The organism is Gracilibacillus xinjiangensis (assembly GCF_042651765.1).
GTDB classification, from domain to species: Bacteria; Bacillota; Bacilli; order Bacillales; family Amphibacillaceae; genus Gracilibacillus; species Gracilibacillus xinjiangensis.
On record NZ_JBHSDT010000003.1, the window covers coordinates 143,964 to 161,383 of the forward strand.

General features: G+C 36.8%; 17 protein-coding genes. 3 read left to right on the forward strand and 14 right to left on the reverse strand.

Features of this window, described 5'->3' with window-relative positions:
- Positions 1–10: 10 nt before the first annotated feature.
- From phnE (ACFOY7_RS03660) to ACFOY7_RS03695, 8 genes are all read right to left on the reverse strand, one after another.
- Positions 11–817, reverse strand: a complete 807-nt coding sequence (gene phnE / locus ACFOY7_RS03660; RefSeq protein WP_390249496.1) for a phosphonate ABC transporter, permease protein PhnE — start codon at positions 815–817, stop codon at positions 11–13.
- Positions 818–832: 15 nt separating this feature from the next.
- Positions 833–1,648, reverse strand: coding sequence for a phosphonate ABC transporter, permease protein PhnE (gene phnE, locus ACFOY7_RS03665; RefSeq protein WP_390249498.1), 816 nt, complete (start codon positions 1,646–1,648; stop codon positions 833–835).
- Positions 1,641–2,423, reverse strand: coding sequence for a phosphonate ABC transporter ATP-binding protein (gene phnC, locus ACFOY7_RS03670; RefSeq protein WP_390249500.1), 783 nt, complete (start codon positions 2,421–2,423; stop codon positions 1,641–1,643). Before phnC ends, phnE (ACFOY7_RS03665) begins: the two co-directional genes overlap by 8 nt.
- A gap of 127 nt (positions 2,424–2,550) precedes the next feature.
- Positions 2,551–3,648 (reverse strand): phosphate/phosphite/phosphonate ABC transporter substrate-binding protein, encoded by a 1,098-nt coding sequence (locus ACFOY7_RS03675; protein ID WP_390249502.1) that lies wholly within the window; start codon positions 3,646–3,648, stop codon positions 2,551–2,553.
- A 186-nt stretch (positions 3,649–3,834) separates the two neighbouring features.
- Entirely contained in the window at positions 3,835–4,818 is a 984-nt protein-coding gene (locus tag ACFOY7_RS03680) for a ring-cleaving dioxygenase (RefSeq protein WP_390249504.1), read from the reverse strand.
- A 217-nt stretch (positions 4,819–5,035) separates the two neighbouring features.
- Complete coding sequence (gene nadE, locus ACFOY7_RS03685; RefSeq protein ID WP_390249506.1) at positions 5,036–5,863, reverse strand: ammonia-dependent NAD(+) synthetase; 828 nt, start codon at positions 5,861–5,863, stop codon at positions 5,036–5,038.
- Between the two features lie 14 nt (positions 5,864–5,877).
- On the reverse strand, positions 5,878–7,341 hold the full coding sequence (locus ACFOY7_RS03690; RefSeq protein ID WP_390249508.1) for a nicotinate phosphoribosyltransferase: 1,464 nt from the start codon (positions 7,339–7,341) through the stop codon (positions 5,878–5,880).
- Positions 7,342–7,343: 2 nt separating this feature from the next.
- Positions 7,344–7,910, reverse strand: coding sequence for a cysteine hydrolase family protein (locus ACFOY7_RS03695; protein ID WP_390249510.1), 567 nt, complete (start codon positions 7,908–7,910; stop codon positions 7,344–7,346).
- 129 nt (positions 7,911–8,039) lie between these two features.
- Here ACFOY7_RS03695 and ACFOY7_RS03700 point away from each other — a divergent pair, with 129 nt between their 5' ends.
- On the forward strand, positions 8,040–8,924 hold the full coding sequence (locus tag ACFOY7_RS03700) for a TIGR01777 family oxidoreductase (RefSeq protein ID WP_390249512.1): 885 nt from the start codon (positions 8,040–8,042) through the stop codon (positions 8,922–8,924).
- Between the two features lie 225 nt (positions 8,925–9,149).
- Here ACFOY7_RS03700 and ACFOY7_RS03705 read toward each other — a convergent pair whose 3' ends face one another.
- Together ACFOY7_RS03705 and ACFOY7_RS03710 are read right to left on the reverse strand one after the other, a co-directional pair.
- Positions 9,150–10,322: a TraB/GumN family protein gene (locus ACFOY7_RS03705; RefSeq protein WP_390249514.1), complete on the reverse strand. Its 1,173-nt coding sequence runs from the start codon at positions 10,320–10,322 to the stop codon at positions 9,150–9,152.
- Positions 10,323–10,409: 87 nt separating this feature from the next.
- Positions 10,410–11,132, reverse strand: coding sequence for a GntR family transcriptional regulator (locus ACFOY7_RS03710; protein WP_390249516.1), 723 nt, complete (start codon positions 11,130–11,132; stop codon positions 10,410–10,412).
- A 129-nt stretch (positions 11,133–11,261) separates the two neighbouring features.
- On the opposite strand from ACFOY7_RS03710, the gene nagA reads away from it, so the two are divergent.
- Positions 11,262–12,431, forward strand: coding sequence for an N-acetylglucosamine-6-phosphate deacetylase (gene nagA / locus ACFOY7_RS03715; RefSeq protein ID WP_390249518.1), 1,170 nt, complete (start codon positions 11,262–11,264; stop codon positions 12,429–12,431).
- A complete protein-coding gene (gene nagB, locus ACFOY7_RS03720) occupies positions 12,428–13,159 on the forward strand; it encodes a glucosamine-6-phosphate deaminase (protein ID WP_390249520.1) in 732 nt (243 codons plus the stop codon). Before nagA ends, nagB begins: the two co-directional genes overlap by 4 nt.
- A 120-nt stretch (positions 13,160–13,279) precedes the next feature.
- On the opposite strand, the gene rlmD is transcribed toward nagB, so the two are convergent.
- The 4 genes from rlmD to ACFOY7_RS03740 all read right to left on the reverse strand — a co-directional run bounded on the left by rlmD (position 13,280) and on the right by ACFOY7_RS03740 (position 17,390).
- A complete protein-coding gene (gene rlmD / locus ACFOY7_RS03725; protein ID WP_390249522.1) occupies positions 13,280–14,662 on the reverse strand; it encodes a 23S rRNA (uracil(1939)-C(5))-methyltransferase RlmD in 1,383 nt (460 codons plus the stop codon).
- Positions 14,663–14,716: 54 nt separating this feature from the next.
- On the reverse strand, positions 14,717–15,337 hold the full coding sequence (locus tag ACFOY7_RS03730) for a peptidylprolyl isomerase (protein ID WP_390249524.1): 621 nt from the start codon (positions 15,335–15,337) through the stop codon (positions 14,717–14,719).
- A 120-nt stretch (positions 15,338–15,457) separates the two neighbouring features.
- Positions 15,458–16,360, reverse strand: coding sequence for an AraC family transcriptional regulator (locus ACFOY7_RS03735; protein ID WP_390249526.1), 903 nt, complete (start codon positions 16,358–16,360; stop codon positions 15,458–15,460).
- A 22-nt stretch (positions 16,361–16,382) separates the two neighbouring features.
- Positions 16,383–17,390: a pectinesterase family protein gene (locus ACFOY7_RS03740; RefSeq protein ID WP_390249528.1), complete on the reverse strand. Its 1,008-nt coding sequence runs from the start codon at positions 17,388–17,390 to the stop codon at positions 16,383–16,385.
- Positions 17,391–17,420 lie beyond the last annotated feature (30 nt).

Sequence of the window (17,420 nt, forward strand, 5' to 3'; positions counted from 1 at the left end):
TAACACCAGTTTATCCTCTAATTAATTTATTGCGAATTTTATTTGATGAAAGTTCAACGATTAATATTAAAATCACTAGTCCAATTAAAATAGAGCCAACCTCATTCCATCTATATGCATTCATCGCAAAAATAAGTGGTGCTCCAATTCCCCCTGCTCCAACTAATCCCAGAACAGATGCTTCCCTTAAGTTCATATCAAAGCGATAGATCATAATGGACAAAAAGACTGCAAATAATTGTGGCACAATCCCATAGCGAATCTTTTCGAATGTCGTACACCCAATGGAGGTCATTGATTCTAAAATACTTGTATCTAAATCCTCAATTGCATCAACATATAATTTCGCTAACATACCGATAGAGATGAGTGCTATTGTTAATACCCCCGCAAAAGGTCCTTGCCCTGTTACACGAATTAACATCAATCCATATACTAAAGCTGGAACTGTTCTAATAAAAATTAGCAGCAGTCTTGTCAGGAATGCTACAGGTTTCGGTACAACGTTTGATGCAGATAGAAATGCCAAAGGAATGGCTAATATCGAACCAATAATCGTACCTAAAAAAGCAATAGCGATTGTTTCAACTAATAAATAGGCAACACCTTTTGCGGTAAAGTTTAATAACAGATCCACGTCTGGTGTGACAATCCCTGATAAGATATTGCTGGCAATTGACAAGCCATTTTCTGAGATATTATTTAAGTTTACTGTTGAAGTTGACCAAGCAACCAGCAAAATGATAAGAACAGACATGGTACCATAATACCAGTACCTTTTTGGTGCAGCATCTAATTGTTTTTCTACCAGATTCATTTAGTAATGCCCCTTTTATACTAACTTTTTCCTGAAATGTTCACTAACTGTTTCAATAACAAAAACGGTAATCGCAAGTACTAATAAGATCATTCCAACACTTGCATAATCACGCCAGCCCAAGCCTTCTTTCAATAAGAGCCCAATCCCTCCTGCTCCAACATATCCCAGGATCGCAGAATAACGTACATTTCCTTCGAAACAGAAAAGGGATGTAGATAGGAAATTCGGCAATACTTGAGGAAATATAGAATTCCGGAAAGCTTGTACTCTTGTCATCCCGAGAGATTCCATCGCTTCGAATGATCCCATACTAGCATTCTCAATTTGCTCATATAACAGCTTTCCAACATAAGCAAGTGTAAATAGAAAAATTGCGACTGTTCCTGCTAATGTTCCTAGACCAAAAATAAATGTTGCAATTAATGCTGCAACTAGTGTAGGCAGTGTTCTTAGAATGCTAAGAACAACCTTGGCAATTGTGTTAATGATCGTACTTCGAACAATATTTGATGCAGCTAAATATGCAACAGGGATAGCAGCCAATGAACCCAGCAAAGAGCCAAGCAAGGACATTTTAATTGTATCCATTAATGGCGTCCATATATTCGATAGACTTTCCCAATTAGGTGGTATCATTTCACCAATTATGAAAAAGAACTCGTACCCTTTCTTGATTAACTGATAAACATCAAATTTTGTGAACTCCAATGATAAGATTATTCCGATTACGATTAAGATTAGAATAAGTGGTGTCCTTGATCTCTTCTCTAAAATAATTTTCCCATTCGGCAAGAGAATTTTTTTCGGCGGAAATATTTTATCATACATAGGCCTGCTCCCCTTTAACTTCCTCCATTATCTCCTCTGCTTTTCCTTTATAAATATGATCAAGAACCTCGTCTGTAACATCTGCAGACTTTCCGTCAAATACTACTTGTCCTTCGCGCACACCAATAATTCGATCGGCATATTCTAATGCAATTTCTACATGGTGGATGTTCATAATTACGGAGATATCCATTTCTTGATTTATTCTTTTAAAATCATCCATCACTTGTTTTGATGTAACAGGGTCTAAAGAAGCAATTGGTTCATCGGCCAAAATAATATCCGGGTTTTGTGCCAATGTTCTTGCAAGGGCTACACGCTGCTGTTGTCCACCTGATAGTTGGTCAACTCTAACATATGCTTTGTCTAAGATACCTACCTGATCTAATGCAGTTAATGCTTTTATCTTATGTTCTTTTGAAAACAGGCCTGTTACCTTTCTAAAAAAAGATAGCTGAGGAACAAAAGATACAAGCACATTTTTTATGACGGTAGTACGGGTAACCAGATTAAATGATTGAAAAATCATTCCAATTCTTCTGCGGAATTTACGAATCTCATTTCCTCTTAATTTCTTTACTTCCACACCATCTACAATTAATTGCCCATCAGAAATATCGTGCATTCGATTAATACACCTTATTAATGTTGATTTTCCTGCACCTGATAAACCAATGACAGCAACGAATTCTCCCTTATTGATCTTTAAATTTATATTTTGCAATGCTTTTACATTGTTTGGGTAAGTCTTCTCTACGTTTATAAATTCAATCATCTTTTAAACTCCATTCTTGTTATTAGAAAAAGTTCTTCCTTTTTCTCTTTACATGCTGAAATGCCCCTGACTTCGTGAGAAAAGAGAACACCATGTTGATGTTCTCCATTCTCATTTAGCTCACTATTTAGTTCAGGCTTTGCACCATCTCTTGTGCAGCTCTTTCGTTATCATAGTCTGAATCTTGCGCTTCTTGATAACCTTCATGATTGTAAATAGAAATAACTTCTTTTCCTTCATCTGTTTGAGCAATGTTGATGAAAGCCTGTTGAATGGCATTTTTCAATTCATCTGTCATTACTTCTGAGTTTTTACTAACACTAATTGTGTCATTATAAATACCTGGAGTAACTCCAATAACATTTGTTTCCTCCCAAATAGTGCCCTCACGGTTGAATTCTTCCTGCCATGCTTCTTCGTTATCACGTCTAGCATCCGCATATGTCACCATTACATCAATTTCTTCTGCTGCTAGTCTTGCAAAGGCACTGCCATATGAATCTACTGGGACAGCACTATCTAGATCTGAAATTGTTTTGTCAAAATTATCTTTTAACCACAAAGCCGGGTAAATATATCCAGCTGGTGATGATGTTGACATTACAGCCCAATTTGCGCTATTTACATCATCAAAAGTTAAATCTTCACCATTATTTACTTTTTCCGCAAGTTCTTGTCCTTTTTCTGAAGGACCTGCGATCATTAATGCACGGTAATAAGTTACTTGCTCATCACTTGGTTCTGTTGGTTTATTTTCATTCCAGTCTTTTGCATTATCAGAATCATTGGTTAATCCCGCCCGAGTTGCTGTTAAGACTACTTCCGCACCATCATCATAAAGGACATATGTCCCACCTGGAATTAGTCCGATATCTGTTGTTCCGGCTGATAAACCTTCACCAACCGCCTCATAGTTTGTACCTACATCTATAGTAACTTCACCAATATCAAAACCAAGATTGGCCATTTCTGTTTTTAATAATTCTTTTAATGGCTCTGTTGCCGTAACAATTTCTTCTGGATCCCTTGATGGCACAAAACCAATTGATAATGTGTCAATCGCTTTACCAGCTTCTTCTGCAGGTTCTTCACTATTGGAAGTATTACCTTCCTCCGCCTCTGTTTCATTACCATTTTCACTTGCCGATCCTTCTTCTGGATTACCACATGCTGCTAATAATGTTGCAAATAGAACAGCAGTAAGTACTAACCATAATTTTTTCAATTTATTTCCCCCTATGTATTACTTTTCTAGCTACTCTTTTTATTTTAAGGGTTAAATATTAAGAATTTACCCTATTTATGTAAAAATTAAGTTAATATTTACCTATTATTATAGTGGGGAAATAAAAGCAAACATATAAATAACTAAAAAGGCTTCCTTCCAATTATGAAAGAAAGCCTTTTAAGATTATTCATACTCTTTTTCTATATTTCTCGTACTTCTTACCGTATCTATATGACGAACCATTCCTTCAATTTGTTCTCTCTTATCCTCAAGGAACGGAGGTAGTGACAGTTTCTCTCCCAATGTTTCATACTCTTCATCACCCATAAATCCTGGTCCGTCTGTTGCTAATTCAAATAAAATTTGGGGGGCAACTCTTGTATACAAGGATTTAAAGAAAAAGCGATCAACGTAGCCGGATGTTTGGAAACCAAACTTACGGTAATGGTCATCCCAATCAAGTAATGTTTGTTTATCATCCACTCGAAAAGCTGCATGATGAACAGTACCATAACCTTGCATAGCCATTGGCATTACTTTATTTTCTTCCACAATTACTTGTGCTCCATTTCCACCTTCCCCTACCTCAAATAAGTGTCTGGATTCTTCTTCAGCAATTTCTGTAAATAAAAGCACTTTCTCCATGACTTGTTTAAAGTATTTAAAATCTTGAATGCGCACAAATATTGGACCAAGACCTGTAATAGCGTATTCTAATGGGATAGGCCCATCTTGCCATGGTGTTCCTGACTTAACACCATTATTATTTTCATCTGACACTAATTGATAATTTTGATCATCAAAATCTACGAAGGACAAAGTTTTCTTCCCAAATTGTTCTTTGATACCAGTATGTTTTACATGAAGCCGATCAAATCTTCTTGCCCAATATTCAATTGCCTCATCACTTGGCACACGGAAAGATGTTTTATAAATTTCATTTGTGCCATGTGTTCCTTTCGGTATACCCGGGAAATCAAAAAACGTCATATCTGTTCCTGGACTCCCCTTATCATCAGCGAAGAATAAATGATATGTCTGAATATCATCTTGATTTACTGTTTTTTTAACTAATCGCATCCCTAATATATATGTGAAAAATTGATAGTTCTTTTCTGCACTACTTGTAATTGCTGTAACATGATGCATTCCTTTTAATCCATTCATCAAAACCCAACTCCTTTATCTCGAATTCAAGATAATTATATCATCATGCTTTATACTGCGTCAATTTCCATAGTTATCCGTGATTGTCAGCAATCACTTCGGAATGTAATTACTTTTTATTGCCTACACCTAACTTTACCTTATTTCTAAGTTTTCAAACATTATCATCTATTAAAAAAAGCTGTCCATATTTCGGACAACTCTTTTGTTTCATTATTTATTTCCACCAATCATCAAATACGCTAACTGGCTCTTCACGTTTATGTCTTGTTTTTAGATACCAGTTTTCAATTATTTCTGCATCTTTTTCAGCAACTTCTTTACCTTCTAAATAAGCATCAATTACTTCATAGGAAACGCCCAGGGCTACTTCATCAGGTAATTGAGGTTTATCACTCTCTAAATCTGCAGTTGGTGTTTTTAGATAAAGATGTTCTGGGCAGCCAAGCATTTTCAGAATGGCTCTGCCTTGTTGTTTTGTTAAACGATAAAGAGGGACAATGTCTGCTGCTCCATCTCCATATTTTGTAAAGAAACCTGTTACAGCTTCAGCTGCATGATCTGTTCCAACAACCACACCATTTAATGCAGCAGCAATATCATATTGTACTTTCATTCTTTCCCGTGCTTTCGTATTACCTTTAACAAAATCACTGATTGGACCGATTTCCTTCTCAACAGCTGCTTGACTCGCATCAACGGCTGCTTTAATATTAACACGCACTGTTTTATCCGGTTTAATGAACTCTAATGCATCCATACAGTCATCTTCATCCGCCTGCTCTCCGTACGGCAATCTGACAGCAATAAATTGATACTCCTCTTGATCCGTCTCCACTTTCAATTCATTTACAGCCGTTTGGCATATATAACCTGCTAATGTGGAGTCCTGGCCACCGGAAATACCTAACACTAACGTTTTTAAGAAAGTATGTTTTTTCAAATATTCTTTTACAAAATCTACACTGCGACGGAATTCTTCTTGTGGTTCGATTTCAGGTGTTACTTTTAATGTTGCAATAATTTCCTTCTGTAATGCACGCATACTAACAAACTCCTTTACTTGATATTAACCATTCCTTTTACTTTCGTCTTGACTTCTTTAATTCGCTCCATTTTGTTTTCCCAGCAAAGCTCACTCAAATCGACTGGATATTCCTCCGGCTTCATTGTTCGTTTATATTCTTCCCATAACAATCCCATATTTTCATGAGCATAGTTTTGGATGTCTTGCAAACTAGGTGACTGATATTTTATTTCGCCATTCACTACAACATCTAGATGCAAATCCTTAGCAGTGAAATTTGTTACAAATTTACTTATATAAGTGTGTACAGGATGAAACATCTTCAAGCGCTCTTCCTCTTGCGGCTTTTCATGGTCTAATGCAATATAATCCCCTTCAGAATGTTTGTTTTCGTTATTTATAATTCGAAAAACACGTTTACTTCCAGGAGTAGTTACTTTCTCAGGATTTGCTGAAATTTTGATTGTATCTACCATTTCCCCATTTTCCTCAATTGAAACTAATTTATATACCCCGCCCAGAGCTGCCTGATCATACGCTGTAATCAGTTTAGTTCCAATACCATAAATATCTATTTCCGCACCTTGTGCCTGTAAGTTTAAAATGGTATATTCATCCAGATCATTTGATGCAATAATTTGCGCATCAGCGAAACCAGCTTCATCTAACATCTTACGTGCTTTTTTTGATAAGTAGGCCATATCTCCACTATCTAGGCGGATTCCTCTAAAGTTAATCTTATTGCCAAACTCCTTTGCAACCTTTATCGCATTTGGTACACCTGACCGGAGGGTGTCATAAGTGTCAACTAAAAAGACGCAATCATAGTGTGTGCTCGCATATTTTTTAAAAGCTACATAGTCACTGCGGTATGCTTGAACCATGGAATGGGCATGTGTACCAGCTATCGGGATACCAAAAAGTTTTCCGGCTCTGACATTACTAGTTGCCGAAAACCCTCCAATATATGCAGCACGCGTCCCCCAGATCGCTGCATCCATTTCATGCGCCCTTCTTGTTCCGAATTCCATTACAACACTCTCTCCGACAACTTGCTTGATCCTTGCTGCCTTTGTAGCGATTAATGTTTGGTAATTCACAATGTTTAATAAAGGCGTTTCAATTAATTGTGCTTCTGCTAATGGTGCTTCCACACGAATTAACGGTTCATTAGCGAAAACAACTTCTCCTTCTCTCATTGAACGAATGGTACCACTAAACCGCATAGTACGTAAATATTCCAAAAAGTCGTCATCATAGCCGCCAATTTCCTTTAAATAAGTTAGATCACTCTCTGTAAATCCAAAATTATTAATAAAATCAAGTACTCTTTCCAAGCCTGCAAATATAGCATATCCATTATCAAATGGCAGTTTACGAAAATACAGTTCAAAAACAGCTTTTTTATTAGCCATACCATCCCGCCAGTATGTTTCGGCCATATTTACTTGGTATAAATCTGTATGAAGCATTAAGCTATCGTCTTCGTAAGTCATGATTATTTTCCTCCAAATTCTTTCACAGATGCGCCTAATGATTTAGCAAAATGCCCTAGTGCCCATTCATGACCTGCTTGGTTAAAAGAAGCGACGGCATCTTGATAAATCACAATATCAAATCCTTTATTGTATGCATCAACAGCAGTATGCAGAATACAAATATCTGTGCATACTCCCACTAAGTGTACCTCATTTATCTTTCTTTCTCGAAGCAAAAGATCTAAGTTTGTGCCAGCAAAAGCTGAATATCTCGTCTTATCCATATAATACACAAATTCTTCTTGCTTGTTATCTTCATATACGTTTTTTAATTTCCCATATAAATCTCTTCCCTTTGTCCCACGAATGTTATGCGGCGGGAACAAATCTGTTTCTGGATGATGAGGATCTCCTTCATCATGAACATCAATGGCAAATACAGTGAAATCATTCCGGTTAATAAATGTCTCGGTAATTTCAGTGATTTTAGTTTCAATTTCTTGTCCTGGATCACCACAAGTTAAAGCACCATCCGATGCCACGAAATCGTATGTATAATCCACATTAATCAGCGCACGCTTTCCCATAAACACACCCTCCTTTTGTAACGATCTGATTAATTTTTAATTATATCAAATCTTCATACAATTTTCAGACTTTTTTCCCACTTTTGGGTTTCCTTATGATAGGATAAGGAAAACGATGGAGGTGTACGAATGAGACAAAAAGTTGTGTTAGCAGGCGGGTCAGGATTTATTGGTACATACCTGAAAGAGAAGTTAGAAGAACTAAATTATGAAGTTATCATAATTTCCAGGAGAAAACCAGCCATAACATGGAATGACCAAGCTGGTATGGTTAAGGCATTAGACAATGCGGAAATGGTTATTAACCTTGCAGGCAAATCCGTTAACTGTAGATATAATGAGAAAAATAAGCAGGAGATTATTACATCACGCGTCGGTACCACAAGACTTCTAGGTGATGCCATTCAGAAATGCTCTAATCCACCGAAACTATGGATTAATTCCAGTACAGCGACAATATACCGTCACGCAGAAGATCGACCAATGACCGAAACGAACGGCGAATACGGAAATGGATTTTCTGTAGAAGTTGCAAAAAAGTGGGAAAGAGCGTTTTTTAGTTTTGATTTAGAAAATACCAGACAAGTTGCATTAAGGATTTCCATTGTCCTAGGGCCAGGCGGTGGAGTAATAACCCCTTATAAAAATTTAGTAAAATTCGGGCTTGGCGGAATCCAAGGGAATGGCCAACAAATGTTTAGTTGGATTCATGTAGAAGACTTACTGCAAATCATTCTCTTTTTAAAAGAACGAAAAGACTTAGATGGTGTATTTAATTGTTCATCCCCTAATCCTATTCAGAATTATGTGTTAATGAACGCATTACGCCAACAGTTACACCGCCCGTACGGACTCCCTGCACCAAGGCCATTGCTTGAATTAGGTGCAGCCGTTATCAAAACTGAAACAGAACTCATCTTAAAAAGCCGGTGGGTGACACCTGAACGACTTCTTCATGCCGGGTACCAATTTCACTTCCCAACAATAAAAGGTGCACTAGCCAATATTTTTTAATTATTCCTTAATCAGCATGTTAATCAAGGCCTGTTATCCTATATACCATCTACTAACTACACTCATTTCAACTGCTAATGTAGCCGAACAACATGAAGCTTTCCATATATAATTATGATAACTGCATCCATCTTGCTAAAAATATAATGACTAAATATTCAGCATGAAAAGCAAAAGAGCTGTCCCTTAATATTATGGACAGCTCTCTTAAATCTTTATGCTATTTTACAAATTCTCAAAGAACACGCGAACAATATCTGTACCTGCAATGACTGTACCTATCGTACTCCCTATATTTGCCAAAATAATGATTAATAAAATTCTAGTGACTTTATTTTGCCAGAATCCTTTTATCGTGTAAACATCATCTGCTAATGACTCAAAATCGGAAACATGCGGCCGTTTGACTAAGGCTTGCACAAATCCAGCAAACCAGCCTGCTGCCATTAAAGGGTTTAATGAAGTAATCGGCGCAGCAACCAAAGCAGTTAACACTGCTAACGGATGTCCTAATGCGATAACAACACCTAATGCTGAAAACCCGCCATTCCAAATCAGCCAGCTCATTACTTGTTGCCAACCGGCCATAGGGTTAGCCAAAAACGTATAGGCAATTAATGCAATAACTGCTAACGGAATTGTCCAACCAATTATTTTAGGGGCTTTTGATTTTGGCGGTACTTTATTCAGTGCTTTTAAATCATGTTCTTTTCCTATTTCCTTGCTGATCCCCGGTACATGAGCAGCACCTAAAACTGCGACGATTCTCTCACCTGGTGCTTTTTTAATTTTTTGGGCTAAGTATTGATCACGTTCATCAATCAATGGCTCCTTTAATTTAGGGAAGCTTTCAGTAAACTCACTTAGGACAGTGTCAATCGCATCCTGTGACTTCATTTTTTCTAACTCTTCTTCTGTAATGGCCTCTTTGGAAAAAACACCTGCGAGAACCTGGGTTAATAAAGTCACCTTCCCTTTTAAACCAATGTTCCCCCATATTCTTGCAAACGTAATTTGAATATTACGATCTGCTAGGACAAGCTCAGCACCAATTTCATCTGCTGATTCAATACCTTGGATCATTTCTTGTCCTGGTTTAATACCGAATTGTGCACCCATTCTTTTCTGGAAAGAAGATATTGCCAAGTTCATTAATAATAAGGTAGCCTTTTTCTCTTTAATAACTTGGAATATGTCCATTTCCTTCCACTTATCTCCATTTACAATTGATTCATACCGTTGTTTATCAAGCTCCACACATATGGAATCTGGCTGTTCTGTTTCAATTACCTCTTTAACTAATTCTGCACTTTGTTTGGAAACATGTGCTGTTCCTATCAATATGTATTCTTTTCCATCAAGTTCTATTCTTGTTATATTATGATTCTCATCCGTCATTCACTATTCCTACCTTTTTTAAGAACTGTACTTTTATTATATAGCAACTATTTAAGAAAGCCTACCATTTTCCTTTCTAAAAAACCCTTATCTTGGTAAACTCAATTTGTACTTATATTTATCCGCATGATAGGCTGTTCTAACATATTCAATTGGCTTGTTTCCACTGATGTACGTTAACCGTTTAATTAATAAAATCGGGGCTCCATCTTCTAGCCCTAAATATTCTTTATCCTCTTGTTCTGCAAGTGTTGATTCAATATCCTGTTCACCGTGAGTTATATGGAAGTGCAGCACATTTTCAACATATTCATAAAAAGAATTAGCGAAATCTTCTTCTTTCATTTGACCAACTGTATCTTTGGGCATATAAGATGTTTCAAAAGCTACAGGTATCTGATCAGCTAAACGTACTCGTTTTAACTTTAACACTTTGGCGTCATTATCAATATCCAGCTTGTTCGCCATGAAACGATCGGCATTGATCTCTTTCAATGAGATTACTCTTGAACCTGGCTCCCTTCCCTTTTGTTTCATCTCCTCACTAAAACTTGTAATCCCTTTTAATGTTTGTTGAATCTTTTGCTCAGCAATAAATGTACCTTTTCCCTTCATACGAACAAGCAAACCTTCTTGTGCAAGATTATTTATTGCTTGTCTTACTGTCATTCGACTAATATCGTATTTTTCTGTATAGATCCGCTCAGATGGTATTAATTCGCCTGGTTGTAATTCACCATTTTGTATTTGTTCTCTAATTTCTTGTTGTAATTGGTAATATATCGGTAGCGGGGATTTTTTATCGATCATTTGCAACTCTCTTTCTATTTTTACAATTTTTTATCATTCTAACAAAAAAACGGGTAAATGTATACACTTACATATGTATAGACAACCATACATTAATATGTTAAATTACATAGGAAAGGGATGAGTGATATGAGTACAACGCTTATTTATAATGCAATTATTTATACAGAAGATACGGTTTTAGAGCAAGGGGCTATTTTATTGAAAGACGGAAAGATTGATGCTGTATCAAATCTGGAGATCTCTTCGAAAAATGCAGAAAATATGATTAATGCCAATGGAAAAATGATTATTCCTGGATTTATTGATGGACATATCCATGGTGCATATGGTGCAGATGTAATGGATGGAACATATGAGGCACTTGATATCATGGCAACTAAATTACCACAAGAAGGTACAACAAGTTTCCTTGCTACGACGATTACTCAGTCACCCGATCAAATTACAAAGGCATTACAGAATGTAGCAAATTATTTACATCGAAAGAAGAATACTGCGGAAATTATTGGGGTTCACTTAGAAGGACCCTTTATCGCTAAAGAGAAAGCAGGTGCACAGCCTGAAGAGTATATTATGCCACCAGATATAGATCTATTTGAAGCATGGCAAAAAGAAGCACAAGGATTGATTAAAACAGTAACATTCGCACCAGAATTGGACACTACCGGTGAGTTTATAGAATATTTAAACAGACAATCGATTAATATGTCTGCAGGTCATACAAATGCAAGTTTCAGCGATATGAAAAATGTAACAGAATTGGGTGTGACACAATTAACTCACCTGTGTAATGCAATGAACGGTATTCACCACCGGGATATTGGTGCAGTGGGTGCCGCCTTTATGCTTGATCCATTATATGCTGAAATAATTGCCGATAAAGTACATGTATCTGCAGAAATGTTAAAAATGGCCTATCAAATGATCGGAAGTGATCGATTACTATTAATAACTGATGCGATGCGGGCTAAAGGATTAGCTAATGGTAATTATGATTTAGGGGGACAACGGGTAACAGTTGATAACAATACAGCAATATTAGAGGATGGAACACTTGCAGGCAGTACGCTGAAAATGATTGATGCTGTTAAGAATATGCTCGAATTAACTAATGCTGACACAAAAGATATTATTAAAATGACGGCAGTCAATCCAGCAAAGAGGATGAACATTTTCTCAAGAAAAGGATCAATCAAAGCAGGGAAAGATGCTGATATTCTTGTTGTAAATAATCAATGGGAAATCGCTTATACATTTTGCCATGGTGAGATTGCTTACAGGGGGGAAATCAGATGAAAATTATTGAATCGAAAAATTATTTGAAAATGAGTCATACAGCATGCCAAATTTTAGCTGAACAAATCGGTCAAAACCCTAAAATTAAGCTAGGTCTCGCAACAGGTTCTACACCAATTGGACTTTACAATCGATTGATTCATTTAAATAAAAAGAAAGAAATCAGCTTTCAAAAAGTTACTACATTTAACTTAGATGAATATGTTGGCTTACCTGCAACTCATCCCAATAGTTATCATTATTTTATGAGAGAGAATTTCTTTCAGCACATAGATATAAATGAAGCAAATACCCATATTCCCAATGGAATGGCATATGACTTGGAGAAAGAATGTATACGATATCAGCAAGTAATCGAAACTGCAGGAGGTATGGACATTCAGGTTCTAGGTCTGGGAGAGAATGGTCATATCGGATTTAATGAACCTGGCACATCATTTTCCGAAGAGACTCATATTATCTCACTAGAAAAATCAACCAGAGAGGCAAATGCAAGATTTTTTGACAATATCGATCAGGTTCCAAAAAAAGCAATTACTGTTGGAATTAACACCATCATGCAAAGCAAACAAGTTATCCTGCTTATATCAGGAGAGACGAAAGCGGAGGCATATAATCGATTAGTAAATGGAGGAATAACAGAAACTTTCCCTGCTTCTATCTTACAAAAGCATAAGAATTGCATTGTATTAGTTGATCAAGAGACTACTTTCCAAATTACCAATTAAGTTTAGAGTTTATAACAATGCAAGTCGTTTGTTTAGCACTTATTAATGAAAGAGGAAATCACAATGAAGCAAAAAACCGGACAGTAGCCCGGTTTATAAACTTCCATTCAATTAGTGAACTTACCTTTCCAGCAATGCAACTGTTTCCACATGTATCGTATGCGGAAATAAATCAACTGGCTGCACTTGCTTCAACTTATACCCAAATTGAGCTAATTCTTGTATATCTGTTGCAAAGGTATCCGGATTACAAGAAACATAGACTACTTTTTGCGGTTTCGCACGTCCTATCCGACGCATTACCTTGCCACCTGCACCTGATCTTGGCGGATCCAGCAGTAAAAGCTCAGGAACACCAAATGATTCTAATATCTCATCAATGCCTCGTCTGGCATCTTTCGCGAGAAAATACGTATTAGAAATTCCGTTATCCTTTGCATTTCTTTTTGCAGATTCAATCGATGTTTCCACAATTTCGATCCCTGCAAGCTCACCTACTTTACTTGCAAATGGGAGAGAAAATGTCCCGACACCGCAAAATAAATCTATCATTCTATCTGTCTCCGCAGGTTCTGCCATTTCTAAGGCCAATTCTACTAACTTCTGTGCCTGCAACGGATTTGTCTGGAAAAAAGTATCAAACCAGAGGCGATAACGATAACCTAACATTTCATCATAAATAAAATCTCTTCCTGCTAACACATGAGTGTTTTCTGATTGTGTTCGATCTGCCCAATCTCTATTTTCCAGCCATAACAGACTCTTTACTTGTGGGAATTTACTAGTAATCCGCTCTGTTATATCTTTAACAGCATCTGCTAATTTGCCGTTAGGCCCTTCTGTTGCAAACAAACCTAACATAATTTCACCAGTTTCGAAAGATTGACGAACCATTAAATGTCGAAGTAAGCCCTCGTGTGTATCCTTATCATAACCAGATAGTTGATGGTCCTTAGCCCAATTAGCAATTTCCATTGCAGCCTCTACCATTTCTTTCCCTGCAATTAAACAGGTCTCTAAGGAAATAATCTTTCTGAAGTTGCCTGATTCGTGAAGCCCTAAGGATCCATCTTTAGCAAAAGTAAATTCCATCTTGTTGCGATAGCGCCAAGGATTGTCCATACCAATCGCATCTTTCACAAGGTCTGCATCAAAACCTTGCTCCCCAATCACTTTCTTAACATGATCCGTTTTCTCTTTTAATTGGCCTTGATATGACCAATGTTGCCAAACACAGCCACCACAACGTTCAAAATGAGGACAAGGTGCTTCCACTCGTTCTGGGTGTCCTTCCACAATCTCCTCTGGCTTTACAATTGCCCATTTTCTGTCTGGATTTTCAACACTTACTTTAATTTTCTCCCCTACTAATGTCTGGGGTATATTTAACTTCAGTTTTTTAGGATTTACTTGTCCAACATCCCGCCATACTACTGATCTACCAGAACCTTTTCGATCTAACTCTTCTATTTCTGTCACATATGTTTCAACTTTTGATGACAACCTTAATCCCCCTTATTTTGCTCTACTATATTAGACAAAAGCCATTTTTACCATTTATTCTTCCGACAGTTCCACTGTCATTTTTTTAATGACTTGGTCTTCTTTCGGTTTATCATTATGCTCACGTTCAACGGAGGCAATCTCTTGCGCTGTTTCTATCCCACTAATCACTTTTCCAAAAGCAGCATAATCTCCGTCTAAGTGCGGAGAGTCTTCTACCATAATAAAGAATTGGGAACTTGCTGAATCAAAATCTTGGCTTCTAGCCATAGAGATAACCCCTTCTTCATGCAGCAACGGGTTATCATATCCATTGCTTTCGAACTCACCAACAATTTGATGATCAGCTCCACCTGTTCCATCACCATTCGGGTCCCCACCTTGAATCATAAATCCAGGGATAACTCGATGGAAGGTTAATCCATCATAAAACTCTTGCTCAACTAATTTGATAAAATTTTCTACAGTTTTCGGCGCAAATTCAGGATACAATTCTACTACCATCTCTTTCCCACTATCCATTTCTATTGTAACAATCGGCCTTTCCCCTTCCGATATTGCCACTTGTCCCCCATCATTACCTTCAGAGAAATCTGATTTATTTTGTTTTACTTGACTGCAGCCGGCAGAAATAATAGTCAATAATACTAATAGTAAATAAAGCCATTTTCGCATTTATATTATTTCCCTTCTATACCTTTATCAATGGTATTATACACACCTAAAAAGGAAAAGTATACCCATTGCCAGGTATACTTCTCTTTTAACATATTATATATTAATAACTGTAACGTTTTATCTCATATTTCTGCGGATTCTCTCCTGCTTTTTTCTATATTGATTTGGAGTTACCCCCGTCTTTTCTTTATATCGCCTAATAAAACTAGATGCAGACATAAAACCGACATATTCCGCAATGCGGTGAACTGGAGTTTCAGTATCTGTTAACAGTTTATTTGCTTCAAAAATTCTTCTCTGGAGAATATATTCGTGAATGGTAACACCAAATTCTTTTTTAAAAAAATGACATAAATAGTATTTATTTAAATGCAAACGCTGCGCAATATCATCCAGGCTCCAATCTCTATTCCATACATCATTAATTACTCTAATAATTTTGTCATGTACAGCTACAGGATTTGCTTGCTGCTGCTCAATCGTCAGGTGATGTCCACGCTTATTCTCATCTTTAATTTCGCGACAGATAAATAACAACAGTTCTAACAGATACAATTCTAATGCAGCACTTTGTTGCCAATTGTCTTTATTCTCATATTCATACAGTAAGTTATCCATTATCACTTCTAATTTTTCTGTATGCCACACAAACAGATCTAACATAAAATGCGGCGATGGCAGTTGATCAAGAAATCCACTGAATCCGGATAAGACAGGATGATTAAATGAGAGGAAATCTTCTGTAAACATAACCACAACACGTTCATAAACAGCATCCTCTTTTAAACTGACTCGATGAAATTCCGAGCTTTTAAATAAAAGAATCGTATTCTTTTTTAATCGGTAAACTTTCTCCTCAAATACATACAATGCTTCTCCATCTTTCAACCATACAATTTCATAACCTAGGTGACGATGAAAGATAGACATTGGTGAATGATCTTCTTTATAGTGCATTAAAAATCCTGGAACATGTTCATCCTGTATCTGGATCGAAGCTTGCCGATCAATTTCTACCATAATTAATCCCCTCTCATTTCTGTTACCTTACACAATGTTTGCGTAAATAATCATAAAATTCTTCCGCTTCCTTCTGCGTTAATACTTTCCGATTATCGCTAACTATGGCACCAGCGCCGCTGCTGTTATATTCATACAACCTTGCATCCATCGGGGAGAACCCGCCCATTTCTGTCCATGCATTTGTCTTAATATGTGAATCCATTTCACATTGGTAAAATAACACACTTGCCTGTGCATGAGGGTCTCCTCCCGGATGCCATGGTCTACCTAAATACACCGTTTCATCTTTCATTTGACTGGTTTCTTTTAACAGTTTACAAGAATCGAATAGAAACCCATATGGTGTCTGTATGGAGGTGCTCGCAGCTGTAATAAAACCGTTATTGACAGAGTCCCCTCTATCAAGTGAAATAATATCACATGTTTCAAAGACAACTTGACCTGCACCAAAGATGAAATCCACGTTCCCCTCAATTATGCAATCCTTAAAATAGTGGGTGCCCCTATCTACAAGCAATGTATCTTGGCAGCCTTTGAAGCGGCAATTTTTCAACTTCGTCTGATTGCTTTTATCCGCAGTCCGAAAAGCAACTGCCTGAATATTTCTCATTTTTGTCAGGTCATCATCTGCTTTCATGTACTCAGACATATAATCAAAACTGTTCTCAAACGTTATATTATATGCGGCAAAATTTGGCGATTTAACAATAACACTAGCACTTTCGAACGTGCCATAGGTTGAATCGTCCTCCTTCTTCGTTCCACTCGCGACGTCATACGTTAATATAGATTGATCCCTGTCTTCACCAATAATTGTAACTGATGCGCTTTCAATATTCAGCTTCTCATAATAAGTTCCATTAGCAACAAAAATAGCAGCAGAACTCCCTTTTATATTATCCAAAGCCTTCTGAACTGAATGATATACCTTTTTTCCTTGATGTTCTTCCTTTTCGTATTTTTTATCAATAATTGCATCAATTGTTAAGGAATATTTCTCTTCTATTCTTCTTACATTATAACTCATGTGAAAGCCCCCTTTATATATTTAACTATA

What these genes read in the sequence shown, in the direction of transcription:
- ACFOY7_RS03680 (WP_390249504.1), bottom strand. Translation starts at nt 4,818, where the DNA reads ATGAATGGATTAAAAGGAATGCATCATGTTACAGCAATTACAAGTAGT.
- ACFOY7_RS03740 (WP_390249528.1), bottom strand. Translation starts at nt 17,390, where the DNA reads ATGAGTTATAATGTAAGAAGAATAGAAGAGAAATATTCCTTAACAATT.
- nagB (WP_390249520.1), top strand. Translation starts at nt 12,428, where the DNA reads ATGAAAATTATTGAATCGAAAAATTATTTGAAAATGAGTCATACAGCA.
- ACFOY7_RS03695 (WP_390249510.1), bottom strand. Translation starts at nt 7,910, where the DNA reads ATGGGAAAGCGTGCGCTGATTAATGTGGATTATACATACGATTTCGTG.
- phnE (WP_390249496.1), bottom strand. Translation starts at nt 817, where the DNA reads ATGAATCTGGTAGAAAAACAATTAGATGCTGCACCAAAAAGGTACTGG.
- phnE (WP_390249498.1), bottom strand. Translation starts at nt 1,648, where the DNA reads ATGTATGATAAAATATTTCCGCCGAAAAAAATTCTCTTGCCGAATGGG.
- ACFOY7_RS03710 (WP_390249516.1), bottom strand. Translation starts at nt 11,132, where the DNA reads ATGATCGATAAAAAATCCCCGCTACCGATATATTACCAATTACAACAA.
- ACFOY7_RS03705 (WP_390249514.1), bottom strand. Translation starts at nt 10,322, where the DNA reads ATGACGGATGAGAATCATAATATAACAAGAATAGAACTTGATGGAAAA.
- nagA (WP_390249518.1), top strand. Translation starts at nt 11,262, where the DNA reads ATGAGTACAACGCTTATTTATAATGCAATTATTTATACAGAAGATACG.
- ACFOY7_RS03700 (WP_390249512.1), top strand. Translation starts at nt 8,040, where the DNA reads ATGAGACAAAAAGTTGTGTTAGCAGGCGGGTCAGGATTTATTGGTACA.
- phnC (WP_390249500.1), bottom strand. Translation starts at nt 2,423, where the DNA reads ATGATTGAATTTATAAACGTAGAGAAGACTTACCCAAACAATGTAAAA.
- ACFOY7_RS03690 (WP_390249508.1), bottom strand. Translation starts at nt 7,341, where the DNA reads ATGACTTACGAAGACGATAGCTTAATGCTTCATACAGATTTATACCAA.
- nadE (WP_390249506.1), bottom strand. Translation starts at nt 5,863, where the DNA reads ATGCGTGCATTACAGAAGGAAATTATTGCAACATTAAAAGTAACACCT.
- ACFOY7_RS03735 (WP_390249526.1), bottom strand. Translation starts at nt 16,360, where the DNA reads ATGGTAGAAATTGATCGGCAAGCTTCGATCCAGATACAGGATGAACAT.
- ACFOY7_RS03730 (WP_390249524.1), bottom strand. Translation starts at nt 15,337, where the DNA reads ATGCGAAAATGGCTTTATTTACTATTAGTATTATTGACTATTATTTCT.